The organism is Nonomuraea soli, assembly GCF_013761175.1.
Taxonomy (GTDB): Bacteria; Actinomycetota; Actinomycetes; order Streptosporangiales; family Streptosporangiaceae; genus Nonomuraea; species Nonomuraea soli.
Window position 1 is genome coordinate 942475 of the sequence record NZ_JACDUR010000001.1, and the last position, 15351, is coordinate 957825.

The following is a 15351-nucleotide window of genomic DNA, read 5'->3' on the forward strand; positions in this document are numbered from 1 at the left end:
GCGCTCAGGCGTGGGCCAGCGCCGACGGCGTGCGGCACCCGTTGATGGCCGGAGCCTCCTGGACGAGCGTGTCGTCGGTGAGCGCCGCCACCATGAACAACGCGAAGTCCACCCGCCGCGTCATGTTGCTGGCCAGGATCGGGTCCCCCACGTGCCTGCTCCAGACCGGCAGCCCCTGGCTCTCGCCCTCCTCCAGGTCGCTCCCGCGCACGACGGTCCACCGGGTGTCGCTGGCGAAGATGCGGCGGCAGGCCTCGATCTGGTCGTCGATCTCGGCGAAGCGTGCGAGCCGCATCAGCGGGGCGACGACCTTCAGCATCAGCCGGAAGGTCCACGGGTAGACGTCGCGCCCGTCGCGGGTGATGTGCCACCCGCACGAGAAGATCAGCCGCGCTCCGGGCTCGGCGTGGTCGAGCACCGCCTGGGCGGTGCCGCTGGAGTACTGCTGCACCCTCCACGGCACCAGGACCGACAGCACCCCGTCGCACCCGGCGACGGCCTTGCGGATGACCTCGCGGTCGTTGGTCTTGCCGGGCAGGATGGTGATGCGGTCGGCGTACGGCGCGAGCTTGCCGACGCTGCCGGGCCGGCAGACGCCGACGACCTCGTAGCCTCGCTCGAGGCAGTGCTGGACCATGTAGCGCCCGAGTTTCCCCGAAGCGCCGACGATGCAGACCTTCATGCGATCCCTCCGATGACGACCTTGCCACGGGCGTGGCGGCTCTCGACGTGGCGTACGGCCTCGGGCACTTCGGCGAACTGGAAGACCTGGTCGATGACGGGCCTGATGTCCCCCGCCTCGGCATGTGCGGCGAGGCGGCGCAGCGACTCGGCGCCCGGCTCCCAGGTGATGGGGGTGATGTTCTGGCGTACGAAGCGCGTCATGAGCGAGCCCGTGACGATCTGGATGAGCGGCCCGAACAGCCGTCCGCCGCCGGTCAGCCCGCCGACCAGGGCGAGCGTGCCGCGGGGGGCCAGGGCGCGGCGGAAGCGCCGCAGCGAGTGGTTGCCGACGAGGTCCACGATGAGGTCGTAGCGCTCGCCCGAGCGGGTGAAGTCGGTGCGGGTGTAGTCGACGACGCGGTCGGCGCCGATGGAGCGCACGAGGTCGGCGTTGCGGGTGCCGCACACGCCGGTGACGACGGCTCCGGCGGCCTTGGCGAGCTGGACGGCGCAGGTGCCGATGCCTCCCGCTGCCCCGTTGACCAGGACGTGCTGGCCGGGCCGCAGCGTCTCCAGCGCCTTCATGGCGGTCTGGCCGGCCATCGGCAGGGCGGCGGCCTCCTCGAAGGTGAGGCCGTGGGGCTTGGCGGCGAGGCGGCCCTGCGGCGCGGAGACGAGTTCGGCGAAGGCGCCGAGCTGCACGTCGCCGAAGACCTCGTCGCCGGGGCGGAAGGCGGAGCCGGCGGGTGCGTCCTCGACGACTCCGGCGAGGTCGGCGCCGAGGATGGAGCCGGGCTTGGGGCGGCGCAGTCCGGCGTACAGCCGGATGAACTGCGGGTCGGCGCGCAGGTGGCGCCAGTCGTAGGGGTTGACGGAGGCGGCGCGCACCCGCACCAGGACCTCGCCCTCCTTGCGCAGGGGCGGGTCGATGTCACGCATCTCGAGCACGTCGGGAGAGCCGTAGCGCTCCCAGGTCCAGGCCTTCATGATCGCTCCATACGCTGTAAGGTTGCCATACGCCATAAGGGTGCCATACGGCGTAAGTCTGTCAAGGCCCAGAACTGAGAGGGTTCTCAGGAGGAGCGGCGGCGCTCCAGGCCCTCAAGGAGCAGATCGAGCCCGAACTCGAACTCGGACTGGTCGTCGCACCAGCTCAGCGTGGTGTCGGGATCGTCGTGCACGATCGCCGCCATCATCCCCGCGATGTTCGGGAACTGCTGGGCCATCATCGCCATCATCTCCGGGTCGTCGTCACCGGAGCCGGCGTCGTCGGGCTGGAAGAGCTCCATGGCGAAGCCGATCGCCCTGCTGCCCAGGGCGTGGATGGCGTGGTGCGCCAGGTCCCAGGAGAAACCGCCGGATCGCAGGATGGCCAGCACGCCGTCGTAGTAGGCGATCAGCGGCGCGGCGATCTCCTTGCGGGTCTGGAAGACCGCGGGCGCCCACCGGTGGCGCAGCAGCACCTCGCGGGCGGCCAGGATGCGCCGCCGCAGCGCCGCCTGCCATCCGTCGTCGCCGGACAGGCCGCCCACCGCCTCCAGGATCTCCCCGACGATCACCTCGATGAGGCCGTCGAGGATCGCCTCCTTGTTGGCGACGTGGTGGTAGAGCGACATGGGCTCGACGCCGAGCTCGGAGGCCAGCCGCCGCATGGTGAGCGCCTCGACGCCCGCCTCGTCGGCGATCGCGACGGCGGTGCGCAGGACACGGCGTCTGCTCAGCGGGACGCGCGGCTGCGCGTCGGTCTCCTCATCGATCCACATGGGACAGCTTACGCTCCAGGGGAGTACGGAATCTCGGAATCACCTTCGCACCACCGAGCCACTTCGACAGGCTCGCCGCCTCGGCCTCGATCAGCGCCCCGGCGTCGGACCCGACGTCGTCGAGCAGCTCCCAGACGATCTCGCCGTCGGCGCGGGTCGCCCAGCCGCCGACGATCCTGCCCTCCCACCATACGGTCGGCCCGATGTTGCCGCTCCGGTCGAACAACGCCGCCCGGTGCTCGGGCTCCAGGTAGAAGTCGCGCTGCTGCCAGCCCATCGGCGTCGGGTCGAGCGCGGGCAGGAACGCCGCCCAGGGGCCGGGCGCGGCGACGGGTTCGAGGTCGTCGGGCAGGACGAACCCGCAGTCGACCTCCACGGCCCCGACCGCCGCGAGCGCCCTGCGGGTGTCGCCCAGGTTCCAGCCGGTCCACCACTTGACGTCGGCCTCGGTGCCGGGGCCGAAGGCGGCCAGCCAGTGCCGTACGAGCCGCGCCTGCGCCTCGCGCACGTCGAGCTCCAGGAGCGGCGGCCCCGCCGACCAGTTGTGCTGCTGGCTGATCCAGGTGCCCGCGGTGCGGCCGCGCCGGACGATCCTGCCCTCCATGCCGAGCAGCGCGATCAGCCGCGAGCCGATCGCCTGGCTCGTTTCGTACGGCTTGCCGATCCCGAAGCGCATCTGCTCGCGCAGCCGCGGCTCGGCGGCGGTCAGCTCGTTCACGCTGATCTCGCCGTGCTCGGCCACCAGCCGCAGCACCGCCGCCTCGACGTCGGCCATGTCCTCGGGGCTCCATGCGAGCCCGCCCTCGGCCATGTGCTTGACCAGCTGCCTGCGCTCGCGCACCGCGATGGCGGCACTGGTGGAGAAGTGCACGACGGGCGCGAGCTCGGCGGGCACCACGAAGACGGTGCGGCGCATGCCGTGCAGGCGCACCAGCGAACCGTCGTACAGCTCCCGCTCGATGCGCTCCAGCCCGGGATCGGCGATGCGGGCCCCGGCCGACAGGTAGACGGTGGCCGGGTCGGTGGCGTGCAGGGCCACGACCGCCGAGGCCGCGGCGGCCACGCCGGGAGCAGGAGCCGTCAGCGCGTGCCGCACACCCAGTCGGGCGCGGCGCTCGGCAGCCGTGATCGTACGCACAGCACCGATTGGACCATGGCACAACTCCGGCGCGCCAACCGGCACGGAGCTTCGGACGTCTTGCCGCTATCGCGAGCGCCGGAGCGGATTGTGTACTGGGACACACGAAGCCAGCAGGTACCGCGCCGCCCGGCTCGCACCCGGGCGGACCTACGGGCCTCACCTTGCGAGAGGACCTGCGATGGCCCTGATGTTCCTCAACGGCGGCGCCATGCGCGGCGGACCCCTCCACCACCTGCTGGACGGGTCGCCGCTCGTCGCCGAGACCGAGACCGCAGCCAAGTACCGCTTCTACTCCGTCGGCGGGCGCTGCCCCGCCCTGTCGCCCGTCTCCCACGGCGGCGCCGCGATCGCGGGCGAGCTGTACGACGTCGACCTGGACGTCCTGCGCGACAGGCTCCTGCCCGCCGAACCACCCGAACTCGAGCTGGGGGTGATCGAGCTGGCCGACGGCGGCTCGTCGCTGGCCATGCTGCTGCGCCGGCCGGTCGTCTCGCACGCCGAGCTGGTCGACATCACGACCCGGGGCAGGTGGGCCGGATGATCAGATTCGACGTGAACTGCTCCATCCTCTTCACGCACCTGCCGGTGACCGAGCGGCCCGCCGCCGCTCGCGCCGCCGGATTCGAGGGGGTGGAGTTCTGGTGGCCGTTCGCCGCCGACGTGCCAGGGGAGCGCGAGGTCGACGCGTTCGTCCGCGCGGTGGAGGACGCGGGGGTGCGCCTGGTCGGGCTGAACTTCGCCGACGACATTCCCGAAGGCGGGCGCGGGCTGTTCTCCCGTCCCGCCGACGCCGTACGGCTGCGCGACAACCTCGACGTGGCGGTCGGCATCGCCGGGCGCCTGGGCTGCACCGCGCTCAACGCCCTGTACGGCAACCGGGTCGGCGGCCTCGACGCCCAGCAGGACGAGCTGGCGCTGGAGAACCTGCGCCTGGCCGCCTCCAAGGCCGCGGGCATCGGCGCCGTGGTGCTGGTCGAGGCGCTCAACTCCTACGAGTCGCCCTCCTACCCGCTGGTGTCGGCCAGGGCCGCGCTCGACGTGATCGAGGCGGTCGGCGAGCCCAACGTGCGCTTCCTGTGCGACCTGTACCACCTGGCGCGCATGGGCGAGGACCTGCCCGCCGCGCTGGCGCACCCCCTGACGGGACACGTGCAGATCGCCGACAACCCCGGCCGCGGCCGCCCCGGCACGGGCGAACTGCCCCTGGCCGAACTGCTCGACGGCTACGACGGCTGGGTGGGTCTTGAGTACAAGGACCCGGATCTCGACTTCGAATGGATCAAGGAGTTCACGCAGTGAAGATCGCCTTCATCGGGCTGGGCATCATGGGCCGTCCCATGGCCGGGCACCTGGTCGCCGCCGGGCACGATGTCACCGGCCACGACCTGCAGCCGGTCGACTTCGGCGGGCGCTTCGCCGACAGCGTGGCGCAGGCCGTACGGGAGGCCGAGGTGGTCATCACCATGCTCCCCGCCGACCCCCAGGTCCTGGCGGTCTTCCCCGAGATCGCCGAGCACGCCCCGGCCGGCGCGCTGTACATCGACTTCTCCACCATCACCCCGCAGACCTCCCGCACGCTCGCCTCCCAGTGGAAGCGCACCCTCGACGCCCCGGTCTCCGGCGGCGAGAAGGGCGCGGCCGACGCCGTCCTGTCGATCATGGTCGGCGGATCCCAGGACGACTTCGAGGCGGCCCGCCCGATCTTCGAGGCGGTCGGCAAGACCTTCAAGCTCGTCGGCGGCCCGGGAGCGGGCCAGTTCGTCAAGGCGGCCAACCAGCTCGTCGTCGGCGGCACCTACGCCCTGGTCGCCGAGGCCATCGTGCTGATGGAGGCCGCGGGCGTCGACGCCGGGGCCGGGCTCGACGTGCTCGCCGGAGGGCTGGCGGGCTCGCGCATCCTGGAGCTCAAGCGCACCTCGATGCTCAACCGGGAGTTCGCCCCCGGCTTCCGCATCGACCTGCACCACAAGGACATGGGCATCATCCTCGACGCCGCTCGCACCGCCGAGGTCGCCCTGCCCATGGGCGCCCTGACCGCCCAGCTCATCGCGAGCGCCCGTGCCCAGGGGTACGGCTCGCTCGATCACTCCGCTCTGCTCAAGGTCGTCGAAGGGTTGTCGTCCCGATGAAGATGCCCGCAATGAACGCCGTCGTCCACGTCATGCGCGACGAGGGCGTGGACGTGGCCTTCGGCTGCCCAGGCGCGGCGATCCTGCCGCTGTACAAGGCGATGGAGGAGCTCGGCGGCATCGAGCACCTCATCGTCCGGCACGAGGAGGGCGCCACCCACATGGCCGACGGCTGGGCCCGCACCAACGGCAGGGTCGGCGTCGCCATCGGCACCAGCGGCCCGGCCGGCACCAACATGATCACGGGCCTGTACACCGCCTTCGCCGACTCCATCCCGATGATCGTCATCACCGGCCAGGCGGCCTCCACGAAGCTGCACCAGGAGGCCTTCCAGGCGGTCGACATCGTCGAGATCGCCAAGCCCGTCACCAAGTGGGCGGTCCAGCTCAAGGAGGCCGGCCAGGCTCCGTGGATCTTCCGCGAGGCCTTCCGCGTCGCCCGCTCGGGACGGCCGGGCCCGGTGCTCATCGACATCCCGGTCGACGTCGCCAGGCAGATCATCGAGTACGACCCCGCGATCGACGCCCCGCTGCCCGTCACGAAGGTCGAGCCGCACGCCCCCCGCGTCGAGCGCGCGCTGGACATGCTGCTGGCCGCCGAGCGCCCGCTCATCCTCGCGGGCGGCGGTGTGATCCTCGGCGAGGCCTCGGCCGAACTGCGCGAACTGGCCGAGCTCCTGCAGATCCCCGTGCAGGCCACCCTCATGGGCAAGGGCTCCATCGACGAGGACCACCCGCTGTACGCCGGCATGACCGGCATCCAGACCTCCCAGAGGTACGGCAACGCCTCGTTCCTGGAGTCTGACCTGGTCCTGGCCCTCGGCGCCCGGTTCGGAGACCGCCACACCGGCACCCTCGACGTCTACCGGGGCGAGCGGCAGTTCATCCACGTCGACATCGAGCCCACCCAGATCGGCAGGGTCTTCGAGCCCGACCTGGGGGTCGTCTCGGACACCCGGCTGTTCCTCCAGGCTCTCATCGCCTCGGCCACAAGCCGTGGCCTGAGCCGTACGCCCGGAGCGTGGACGGCCCGCGTCGGCGAGCTCAAGCGCACCCTGACCAGGCGCGAGGACTTCGACGACATCCCGGTCAAGGCGCCGCGCGTCTACAAGGAGATCAACGACTTCTTCGACGACGAGACGTACTTCGTCACCGCGATCGGCCTCTACCAGATCTGGGGCGGCCAGCACCAGAAGGCGGGCAAGCCCCGCCGCTACCAGGTCTGCGGCCAGGCGGGCCCGCTCGGCTGGGAGATCCCGGCCGCGATCGGCGTCAAGAAGGCCGCCCCCGAGGCGCAGGTCGTGGGCGTGGTCGGCGACTACGGCTTCCAGTTCCTCGTCGAGGAGCTGGCCGTGGCGGCGCAGTACGACGTGCCGTTCGTGCTGATCATGCTGAACAACGAGTATCTGGGCCTGATCCGCCAGGCGTCGATCCCGTACTCCATGAACTACGAGGTGAACATCCACTTCGACGAGTACGGCACCGACAACGTCAAGATCATGGAGGCGTACGGCTGCGCGGGACGCCGGGTGTTCGACCCGGCCGACATCCGGCCCTCGCTGGAGTGGGCGGTCAAGGAGTCGCAGCGGCTCTCGCGGCCGGTGCTCGTCGAGATCATGATCGAGCGCGAGGCGAACACCCCGCACGGTCCGTCGATCGATGCGGTGGCCGAGTTCGAACCGCTCGCGGCCCAGGTGTGATGATGGGGCACGCCTTCCTGCCCGCTCGCACCGGGCAGGAAGGCGTGTTCCGCCTATTGTTCATCATCGCCGGAGGAGTTCGCAGTGGTTGACCCCGTCCAGAACCACGCCCGGAACCATGTGTTGATCGCACCCGACAAGTTCAAGGGCTCGCTGACGGCCGCCGAGGTCTGCGCCCACCTGGCGGCCGGGCTCGGCGTGCCCAGTGTCGCGCTGCCCGTCGCCGACGGGGGAGACGGGACTGTCGACGCGGTGGTGGCCTGCGGTTTCGCACGGGTCGAGGTGTCCGTCACGGGGCCGACGGGGGAGCCCGTGACCGCCTCCTACGCCTGGGACGACTCCGGCCGCACCGCCGTGATCGAGCTGGCGGAGGCCTCGGGGCTGCGGCGGCTGCCCGGTGAGCTGCAGCCGTTGACGGCCACCAGTTTCGGCACCGGCGAGCTGATCGCCCACGCCCTGGACGCCGGCGCCCGCCGCATCGTGCTCGGCCTCGGCGGCAGCGCCTGCACCGACGGAGGCGCGGGCCTGGTCCAGGCGCTCGGCGCCCGCCTGCTCGACTCCTCCGGCGCCGACCTGCCCAGGGGCGGCGCGGCGCTGCGTGAGCTCGACCGCGTCGACCTGTCGGGTTTCACCGGCCTCGCGGGAGTCGAGGTCGTCGTGGCGAGCGACGTCGACAACCCGCTGCTCGGCCCGCACGGCGCGGCCGCCGTGTACGCCCCGCAGAAGGGCGCCACCCCCGACGACGTCGCCCTCCTGGAGTCGGCCCTGGCCCGCCTGGCCGCCGTCGCCACCCACACCCACGGTCTCGTGGGCGCCGTCGAGCACGACGGCACCCCACGCCCGATGGGCGTCGCCGGAGCTCCGGGCGCGGGCGCCGCGGGCGGCGTCGGCTTCGCCGCGCTCGCCTTCCTCGGCGCCGAGGTACGGCCCGGCATCGAGTACCTGCTCGACCTCCTCGGCTTCGGCGAGCACGTCACCGGCGCCCGCCTGGTCATCACCGGCGAGGGCTCGCTCGACGCGCAGTCGCTGCGCGGCAAGGCGCCCGTCGGCGTCGCCCAGGCGGCGGCCAAGGCGGGCGTGCCCGTGATCGCCGTGTGCGGCAGGCGCGACCTCGGCGACGAGGAGCTCCAGGCCGCCGGCATCGAGGCCGCCTACGCCCTCACCGACCTCGAACCCGACACCGGCCGCTGCATCGCCGAGGCCGGACCCCTGCTGGAGAAGCTGGGCGCGGTGGTGGCGCGGGAGCGGTTGTCATGAGCCACGAAGGAGGACAGGCGAACATGAGCGAGCACGACCTGGTGATCCGCTCCACCAGGGTCGTCACGCCCGACGGCGTGAGACCCGCGACGGTGGTGGTCGACCGGGGCAGGATCAGCGCCGTCGAGCCGCACGAGTCCGGCGTGCGCGGAGCGCGCGAGGTCGACCTCGGCACCAAGGCGCTCCTGCCGGGCCTCGTCGACACGCACGTGCACGTGAACGAGCCGGGCAGGACCCACTGGGAGGGTTTCGCCTCCGCGACGCGCGCGGCGGCGGCCGGCGGCGTGACGACGATCGTCGACATGCCGCTGAACTCCCTGCCGCCGACGGTCGACGCCGACGCGCTGCGGACCAAGCAGAAGGCCGCGACCGGCCAGTGCTGGGTGGACGTGGGCTTCTGGGGCGGGGCGATCCCCGGCAACCTCGCCGACCTGGCCGCCCTGCACGTGCAGGGCGTGTACGGCTTCAAGTGTTTCCTGTCGCCGTCGGGCGTCGAGGAGTTCCCGCACCTGAGCCTCGACGAGGTGCGCCAGGTCATGACCCGCCTGGCCGGGCTCGACGCGCTGCTCGTGGTGCACGCCGAGGACCCCCAGCTGCTGACCGAGCCGGAAGGGCCCTCCTACGGCCAGTTCCTCGACAGCAGACCGGGCAGGTCGGAGCGGCGGGCCGTCGAGCAGGTGATCGAGCTCGCCCGGCAGACCGGGGCCAGGACCCACATCCTCCACGTGTCGAGCGCCGAGTGCCTGGAGCCCCTGGAGGCGGCCCAGCGGTCGGGCGTACGGATCACGGCGGAGACCTGCCCGCACTACCTGACCCTGGAGGCCGAGCTGGTGCCCGAGGGCCAGACGGCGTTCAAGTGCTGCCCGCCGATCCGCGACTCGGCCAACCGTGACCGGTTGTGGGAGGGGCTGGCGCGGGGGGTGCTGAGCTGCGTCGTCTCCGACCACTCGCCGTCGACCGCCGACCTGAAGGTGCCCGACTTCTCCAAGGCGTGGGGCGGGATCGCCTCGCTCCAGCTGGGGCTGACGGCCATCTGGACGGAGGCGTCGCGGCGGGGGCACACGCTGAGCGATGTGGTGCGGTGGATGGCCGAGGCACCGGCCGCTCTGGGCGAAATTTCAGGAAAAGGTGCTATTAAGCCGGGTAACGATGCCGACCTCGTCGCCTTCGACCCGGAAGCCGATCACCTGGTCGACGCCGGAGCCCTGCACCACAAGAACCCGGTCACGCCTTACCACGGCCGGCGGCTCAGGGGAGTGGTGGAGACCACCTGGCTGCGCGGCGGCGAGATCGGCAGCGAGCCGTACGGAATGTTCCTGAAGAAAGTGAGCACGTGAGATGACCCGCTTCACCAGCCTGCCCGATCTGGCGCTGCGCGGCCACGGCGGGGCGGTGATCGCCGCCAACGACGAGTCGTTCGCCGAGAGGGAGAGCCTCATCCGCCCGGGACGTCCGGCCTTCCAGGCCGAGACATTCGGCAACAAGGGTCAGGTCTACGACGGCTGGGAGACCCGCCGCCGCCGCGAGCCCGGCCACGACTGGGCGATCGTGCGCCTCGGCCTTCCCGGCGTGATCCGCGGCATCGTGATCGACACCGCGTGGTTCAAGGGCAACTACCCGCCCCACGCCTCCGTGGAGGCCAGCGCCGACCTGGAGACCTGGGTCGAGATCGTGCCCAGGAGCGAGCTCAAGGGCGACGCCGAGCACCACTTCGAGGTCGACGACGACGCCACCTACACCCACGTGCGGCTCAACATCTTCCCCGACGGCGGCGTCGCGCGCCTGCGCGTGCACGGCGAGGTGCGCACCGACCTGTCGATCTACGACGGGCTCGGCCTCGACCTGGCCGCCCTGGCCAACGGCGCCCTGGTGACCGAGTGCTCCAACGAGTACTACTCCGCGCCCAACAACGTCATCGCGCCGGGGCTCTCCCGCCACCAGGCCGAAGGCTGGGAGACCGCGCGCCGACGCGTCGAGGGCAACGAGTGGCTGGTCATCCGGCTGGCAGCGCGCGGCACGATCAAGCTGGTGGAGATCGACACCACCAACCTGATCTTCAACGCGCCCGGCTGGGTCTCCCTCACCGGCATCGACGGCGACACCGAGGTGGAGCTGCTGCCGAAGACCAGGCTCGACCCCGACGCGCCGCACCGCTTCCGGCTGGCCGACGCGCCACCGGTCACGCACGTGCGCGTCGACATCTACCCTGACGGGGGCCTGGCCAGGGTGCGCCTGCTGGGTCACATCACCGACACCGTGTGATTCCCCGGCAGGCCGACCCGCTGCACCATCAGGTACGGCAGGCCGGGCCGTACCGTCACCACCGCCCCTGAGTAGCCGGCGGGACGCACCGCCCCACGGGCGTGCGCCCGCCGGAGCCGGTGTCCAGCACGAACACCTCGTCACCCGAGACCAGCAGCCGAGCCGCGGCCCGGTGGCCGGGCGGCCTGCCCGACAGGGGCGTCATCGGCGCGTGCATGCCCGCCCCGGGCTGGGATCAGTGCCAGAGCGTGACGGTCGAGCCCGGGGGCACCTCCGCCAGCGGCGGACCGGGACGCTGGAAGCGCACCACACCGGTGCCCAGCAGCCGCTTGACCTTCACCTTGAAGCCCAGCTGCTGCAGCTCCTGCTGGGCGTCCTTGAGGTTCTTGCCGACCACCGACGGGACCGTGGAGAAGCCGCTGTCGTCGCGCGCCTCGCCGTCGTTGCCGCGCATCCACCAGTCGGGCAGGCTGAAGCCGCAGTTGACGACGGTCAGCTGGGTCTGCTGGCCCTTGGTGACGGGCGACTTGGCCTTGGGCACCTGCGCGATGACCGTGCACGGCTCGGCGTCGTCGTCGACCTCCTGGACCTGCACACCCAGGCCGAGCCCCTGCAGGTGCGCCTCGGCCTCCTGGCGCGGCAGCCCGGCCATGTCGGGCATGAGCATGCCGTTGCTGATGCGCACCTCGACGGTGGTGCCCGCCTTGACCTGCTCGCCGGCCGCGGGACGGCTCTCCAGCACCTTGCCCCGCTCGACCTCCAGGTTCTCCATCTTGACGACCTTGGCCTTGAGCCCGGCGTCGGCGAGCTGGGTGCGGGCCTGCTCCTCTGTCAGGTCGCGCAGGCCGGGCACGGTGACCAGCTTCGGCCCGAGCGACGGCACGATCGAGAACGCCGAGGCCTCCTCGACCGAGGTGCCCGCGGGCGGGTCGGTCGACAACACCCTGCCCTTGGCCACCTTGTCGTCGTACTGGCCGTCGACGACGGTCACCTTGAAGCCCTTGGAGGCGGCCGCCTGTTTGGCCGTGGTGACGTTCTGGCCGACCAGGTCGGGGATCTGCACGTAGGTGGGCTGGGCGACGAAGTAGGCGGTCAGCCCGATCGCCGCCGCCATCATGATCGCCAGGCCGATGAGGAACCAGTTGGGCCGGAACCCGCGGCGCTCGGCCCGCACCTCGGCACGCGGCTGGATGAGGGTGTGCGAGGGCGCGGCCTGCGGCGCGCTCGGCATCGCGTGCACGCCCGTCACCGGCGGCGCGGGCATCGGCGACGCGGTCACCTGATGCGCCCCGCTCCCGCCGTGCCTGGGCAGCAGGCGGTGGGCGTCGACCGCGGCCACCAGCATCGCCGAGGCGTCCTGGTAGCGCCGCTCCGGCTCGTGCGCCGTGGCCTGGGCGATCAGCATGTCGATCAGCTGGGGCGTGTCCGGGGCCAGCGAGGCGGCCGGGGGCACGGTCTCGTGCACGTGCTTGTAGGCCACCGCCATCGGGGTCTGGCCTTCGTACGGCTGCCGCCCGGTGATCAGCTCGAACAGCATGATGCCCGCGGAGTACACGTCGCTGCGCACGTCGGCGCCGCCCGTGGTCACCTGCTCGGGCGACATGTAGCCGATCGTGCCGATCATCATGCCGGTGCGGGTCTGGTTGGTCGCCTCGATCGCGCGCGCCAGCCCGAAGTCGACGACCTTGACCCGGCCGTCGTCGGTCAGCAGGACGTTCTCCGGCTTGACGTCGCGGTGCACCATGCCCGCCTGGTGGGCCGCGCCGAGCGCCGCCAGCACCGGGATCATGATCTCGAGCGCCTCGCGCGCGGCCAGCCTGCCGCGCTCGCGCAGGATGTCGCGCAGGGTGCGACCCGGCACGTACTCCATCGACAGGTACACCACGTCGTTGTCGGTGCCCTGGTCGAAGACGTGCACGACATTCGGGTGCGACAGGCTCGCCACCGACTTGGCCTCGCCGATGAACCGGCGCACGAAGGCGGGGTCCTCGGCCAGGGAGCGGTGCATCACCTTCAGCGCGACCGTGCGGTCGAGCCGGACGTCCAGGGCAAGATAGACGGTCGCCATTCCGCCGCGGGCGATCCGGGACTCGACGCGGTATCGCCCGTCGAGTAGCCGCCCGACGAGGGGGTCCGCAGTCGTCGTGTCCACGGAGCCGAGTTTACGGGCGATTTGCCACCGGGAGGGCAGGAGCATCCGAAACCGATGCCGTTTCGATGGCCGGAGCGCCTTCCCGCAGGTCGTTTTGGGCCGATGTGAGTAGTGGGGGTGAAGGGACGGCCACGACGGGGCCCGGCCGGGCCCCGCCGCCCCGCCTCAGTCCATCGGCGACGACGCCAGCGCGTGGTGCCGCTTCGGGATGCGGCCCGCCTGCCTGGCCATGCGCCCCGACTCCACGGCCAGGCGCATCGCCCCGGCCATCAGCTCGGGGTCGCGGGCGCGCGTCACCGCGGTGGCCAGCAGGACGGCGTCGCAGCCCAGCTCCATCGCCAGCGCCGCGTCGCTCGCGGTGCCGATGCCCGCGTCGAGGATGACCGGCACCCCGGCGGCCTCCACGATCAGCTCGATGTTGTGCGGGTTGCGGATGCCCAGGCCCGAGCCGATGGGCGCGCCCAGCGGCATCACCGCCGCGCAGCCCGCCTGCTCCAGCCTGCGCGCCAGCGCCGGGTCGTCGCCGATGTACGGCAGGACGACGAAGCCGTCGGCGACCAGTCGCTCGGCGGCGTCGAAGGTCTCGATCGGGTCGGGCAGCAGGGTGCGCTCGTCGGCGATGACCTCCAGCTTGACCCAGTTGGTGTCGAGAGCCTCCCTGGCCAGGCGGGCGGTCAGGACGGCCTCGCCCGCCGTGAAGCACCCGGCGGTGTTCGGCAACACCCTGATGTCCCGCTTTTTCAAGACATCGAGCACGGAGCCCCGCGCCCCCGGATCCAGCCGCCGCATCGCCACGGTCGTCAGCTCCGTCGCCGACGCGACCAGCGCCCGGTCCAGCACCTCCAGCGAAGGAGCGCCGCCCGTGCCCATGATGAGCCGCGAGGCGAACTTCTCGCCCGCGATGATCAGGTCATCCACCTTGCACCGCCGTCAGCACCTCGACCCTGTCTCCTTCGTCCAGGGCGGTGGACTCCCACGCGCCCCGCCGTACCACCTCGTCGTTGACCGCGACGGCCACACCGGTGGTCTGCTCGGTCAGTTCTCGTACGGCCTGCGCCACGGTGATGCCCTCGGGCACCTCGTGCGCGGCCCCGTTGATCGTCAGCTTCATAGGAACCTCTCCGGTGAGCACAGCGCCGCCGGCTCGCTCGCCTCGCCCAGGACGATCGCGGCGGTGAGCGGGGCGAGCAGCACCCCGCCGCGGTGATGGCCGGTCGCCAGGGTCAGGCCCCGGTGCGGTCCGATGAGGGGAAGGTTGTCGGGAGTGCCGGGACGCAGGCCCGCCACCGACTCGGCCAGCTCCAGCTCGGTGACCCCGGGAACCAGCTCGCGGGCGTCGCGCAGCAGCTCGTAGACGCCTCCGGCGGTCACCGTGGTGTCGAAGCCGAGCTCCTCCTGGGTCGCGCCCACGACCAGCTCGCCGTCGCCGCGCGGCACGAGGTAGACGGGGCGGCCGTGCACCAGGCCGCGCACGCACCTGGACAGCAGCGGCCTGGGGGAGCGCAGGCGCAGGATCTGGCCCTTGACCGGGCGCACCGGCACGTCGGCCAGCCCGCCGCTCCAGGCCCCGGCCGCCAGCACCACCCGTTCGGCCTCGACGACCTCGCCGCCCTCCGTCAGGACCGCTCCGGGCCGCACCTGCTCCGCCCTGGCGCGCACCAGCCGGCCGCCGCGGCGGCCGAGGGCCCTGAGCAGGGCCGCCGTGACCTTCCTGGGGTCGACCCAGGCGTCCTGGGGCGCGTGGATGCCGCCACGCACCGACGGCGCCAGCATCGGCTCCAGGCGGCGGCACTGGCGGCCGGTCAGGCGCTCGACGGGCAGGCCGAGCTTGTCCATGAAGGAGGCCAGCTCGTCGAGTGCCGCCAGGTCGTCGGCGTCGAAGCCCACGTCGAGCGTGCCCTCGGTCCGGTAGTCGAGCATCGCCGCCCAGTCACCGGCGGGTGCGGCGTCGGCGGCGAGTTCGGCCGCGAACGACGGCCACAGCCGCAGCGACTCCACCCCCAGCCGCAGCAGCGATTCCTCGGTGTAGTCGGTCTCGCTGGCCGGGGCGAGCATGCCCGCGGCCGCGTGGGAGGCGCCGGAGGCGGGCGCCGGATCGACGACCGTCACCGGTCGTCCCGAGCGGGCCAGCCTCCAGGCCACGGAGAGCCCGGCGACGCCGCCGCCCACGATCACATCCATGTCCGCTCCCTTCGCCGGCATGATCCGGATCAGGTGTCTGCGGTCGAAGGCCCGCGAAGCCTTCCTCTCAGCCCGGTTCGGCCGGACTCCCGCGCGTCTTGCG

16 protein-coding genes and 1 riboswitch are annotated in these 15351 nt (G+C 72.1%); of the genes, 7 read left to right on the forward strand and 9 right to left on the reverse strand.

The window, feature by feature from the left end; genetic code table 11:
* Nucleotides 1-4: 4 nt before the first annotated feature.
* The 4 genes from HNR30_RS04515 to HNR30_RS04530 all read right to left on the reverse strand — a co-directional run bounded on the left by HNR30_RS04515 (nucleotide 5) and on the right by HNR30_RS04530 (nucleotide 3564).
* Complete coding sequence (locus tag HNR30_RS04515; RefSeq protein WP_181608350.1) at nucleotides 5-682, reverse strand: NAD(P)-dependent oxidoreductase; 678 nt, start codon at nucleotides 680-682, stop codon at nucleotides 5-7.
* Complete coding sequence (locus HNR30_RS04520) at nucleotides 679-1650, reverse strand: NAD(P)-dependent alcohol dehydrogenase (RefSeq protein ID WP_181608351.1); 972 nt, start codon at nucleotides 1648-1650, stop codon at nucleotides 679-681. The genes HNR30_RS04515 and HNR30_RS04520 overlap by 4 nt, the downstream gene beginning before the upstream one ends.
* A gap of 86 nt (nucleotides 1651-1736) precedes the next feature.
* Complete coding sequence (locus tag HNR30_RS04525; protein ID WP_181608352.1) at nucleotides 1737-2426, reverse strand: TetR/AcrR family transcriptional regulator C-terminal domain-containing protein; 690 nt, start codon at nucleotides 2424-2426, stop codon at nucleotides 1737-1739.
* A complete protein-coding gene (locus tag HNR30_RS04530; RefSeq protein ID WP_312894223.1) occupies nucleotides 2413-3564 on the reverse strand; it encodes a winged helix DNA-binding domain-containing protein in 1152 nt (383 codons plus the stop codon). The genes HNR30_RS04525 and HNR30_RS04530 overlap by 14 nt, the downstream gene beginning before the upstream one ends.
* Nucleotides 3565-3745: 181 nt before the next feature.
* On the opposite strand from HNR30_RS04530, the gene HNR30_RS04535 reads away from it, so the two are divergent.
* The 7 genes from HNR30_RS04535 (at nucleotide 3746) to alc (ending at nucleotide 10915) form a co-directional block, all read left to right on the forward strand.
* On the forward strand, nucleotides 3746-4108 hold the full coding sequence (locus tag HNR30_RS04535) for an allophanate hydrolase-related protein (protein ID WP_181608353.1): 363 nt from the start codon (nucleotides 3746-3748) through the stop codon (nucleotides 4106-4108).
* Nucleotides 4105-4866: a hydroxypyruvate isomerase family protein gene (locus HNR30_RS04540; protein ID WP_181608354.1), complete on the forward strand. Its 762-nt coding sequence runs from the start codon at nucleotides 4105-4107 to the stop codon at nucleotides 4864-4866. The genes HNR30_RS04535 and HNR30_RS04540 overlap by 4 nt, the downstream gene beginning before the upstream one ends.
* Nucleotides 4842-5696, forward strand: a complete 855-nt coding sequence (locus HNR30_RS04545) for an NAD(P)-dependent oxidoreductase (protein WP_181608355.1) — start codon at nucleotides 4842-4844, stop codon at nucleotides 5694-5696. The genes HNR30_RS04540 and HNR30_RS04545 overlap by 25 nt, the downstream gene beginning before the upstream one ends.
* Before the next feature lie 2 nt (nucleotides 5697-5698).
* A complete protein-coding gene (gene gcl, locus HNR30_RS04550; RefSeq protein ID WP_181608947.1) occupies nucleotides 5699-7396 on the forward strand; it encodes a glyoxylate carboligase in 1698 nt (565 codons plus the stop codon).
* An 84-nt stretch (nucleotides 7397-7480) separates the two neighbouring features.
* Nucleotides 7481-8653, forward strand: a complete 1173-nt coding sequence (locus tag HNR30_RS04555; protein ID WP_312894225.1) for a glycerate kinase — start codon at nucleotides 7481-7483, stop codon at nucleotides 8651-8653.
* Nucleotides 8654-8676: 23 nt separating this feature from the next.
* Nucleotides 8677-9990, forward strand: a complete 1314-nt coding sequence (allB, locus tag HNR30_RS04560; RefSeq protein ID WP_181608356.1) for an allantoinase AllB — start codon at nucleotides 8677-8679, stop codon at nucleotides 9988-9990.
* Between the two features lies 1 nt (nucleotide 9991).
* Nucleotides 9992-10915 carry an allantoicase gene (gene alc / locus HNR30_RS04565; protein ID WP_181608357.1) on the forward strand — a complete coding sequence of 308 codons (924 nt, stop codon included), beginning with the start codon at nucleotides 9992-9994 and terminating at the stop codon, nucleotides 10913-10915.
* 55 nt (nucleotides 10916-10970) lie between these two features.
* Here alc and HNR30_RS04570 read toward each other — a convergent pair whose 3' ends face one another.
* The 5 genes from HNR30_RS04570 to thiO all read right to left on the reverse strand — a co-directional run bounded on the left by HNR30_RS04570 (nucleotide 10971) and on the right by thiO (nucleotide 15248).
* The gene (locus HNR30_RS04570) at nucleotides 10971-11120 is read right to left on the reverse strand and encodes a hypothetical protein (protein ID WP_181608358.1); all 150 of its coding nucleotides are present in this window, start codon (nucleotides 11118-11120) and stop codon (nucleotides 10971-10973) included.
* A 30-nt stretch (nucleotides 11121-11150) separates the two neighbouring features.
* Nucleotides 11151-13067 (reverse strand): Stk1 family PASTA domain-containing Ser/Thr kinase, encoded by a 1917-nt coding sequence (gene pknB, locus HNR30_RS04575; protein ID WP_181608359.1) that lies wholly within the window; start codon nucleotides 13065-13067, stop codon nucleotides 11151-11153.
* 165 nt (nucleotides 13068-13232) lie between these two features.
* Nucleotides 13233-13985 (reverse strand): thiazole synthase, encoded by a 753-nt coding sequence (locus tag HNR30_RS04580; RefSeq protein WP_181608360.1) that lies wholly within the window; start codon nucleotides 13983-13985, stop codon nucleotides 13233-13235.
* A complete protein-coding gene (gene thiS, locus HNR30_RS04585) occupies nucleotides 13978-14178 on the reverse strand; it encodes a sulfur carrier protein ThiS (RefSeq protein ID WP_181608361.1) in 201 nt (66 codons plus the stop codon). Before thiS ends, HNR30_RS04580 begins: the two co-directional genes overlap by 8 nt.
* On the reverse strand, nucleotides 14175-15248 hold the full coding sequence (gene thiO / locus HNR30_RS04590) for a glycine oxidase ThiO (protein ID WP_181608362.1): 1074 nt from the start codon (nucleotides 15246-15248) through the stop codon (nucleotides 14175-14177). Before thiO ends, thiS begins: the two co-directional genes overlap by 4 nt.
* Nucleotides 15238-15351, reverse strand: a riboswitch (TPP riboswitch). It overlaps the preceding gene by 11 nt.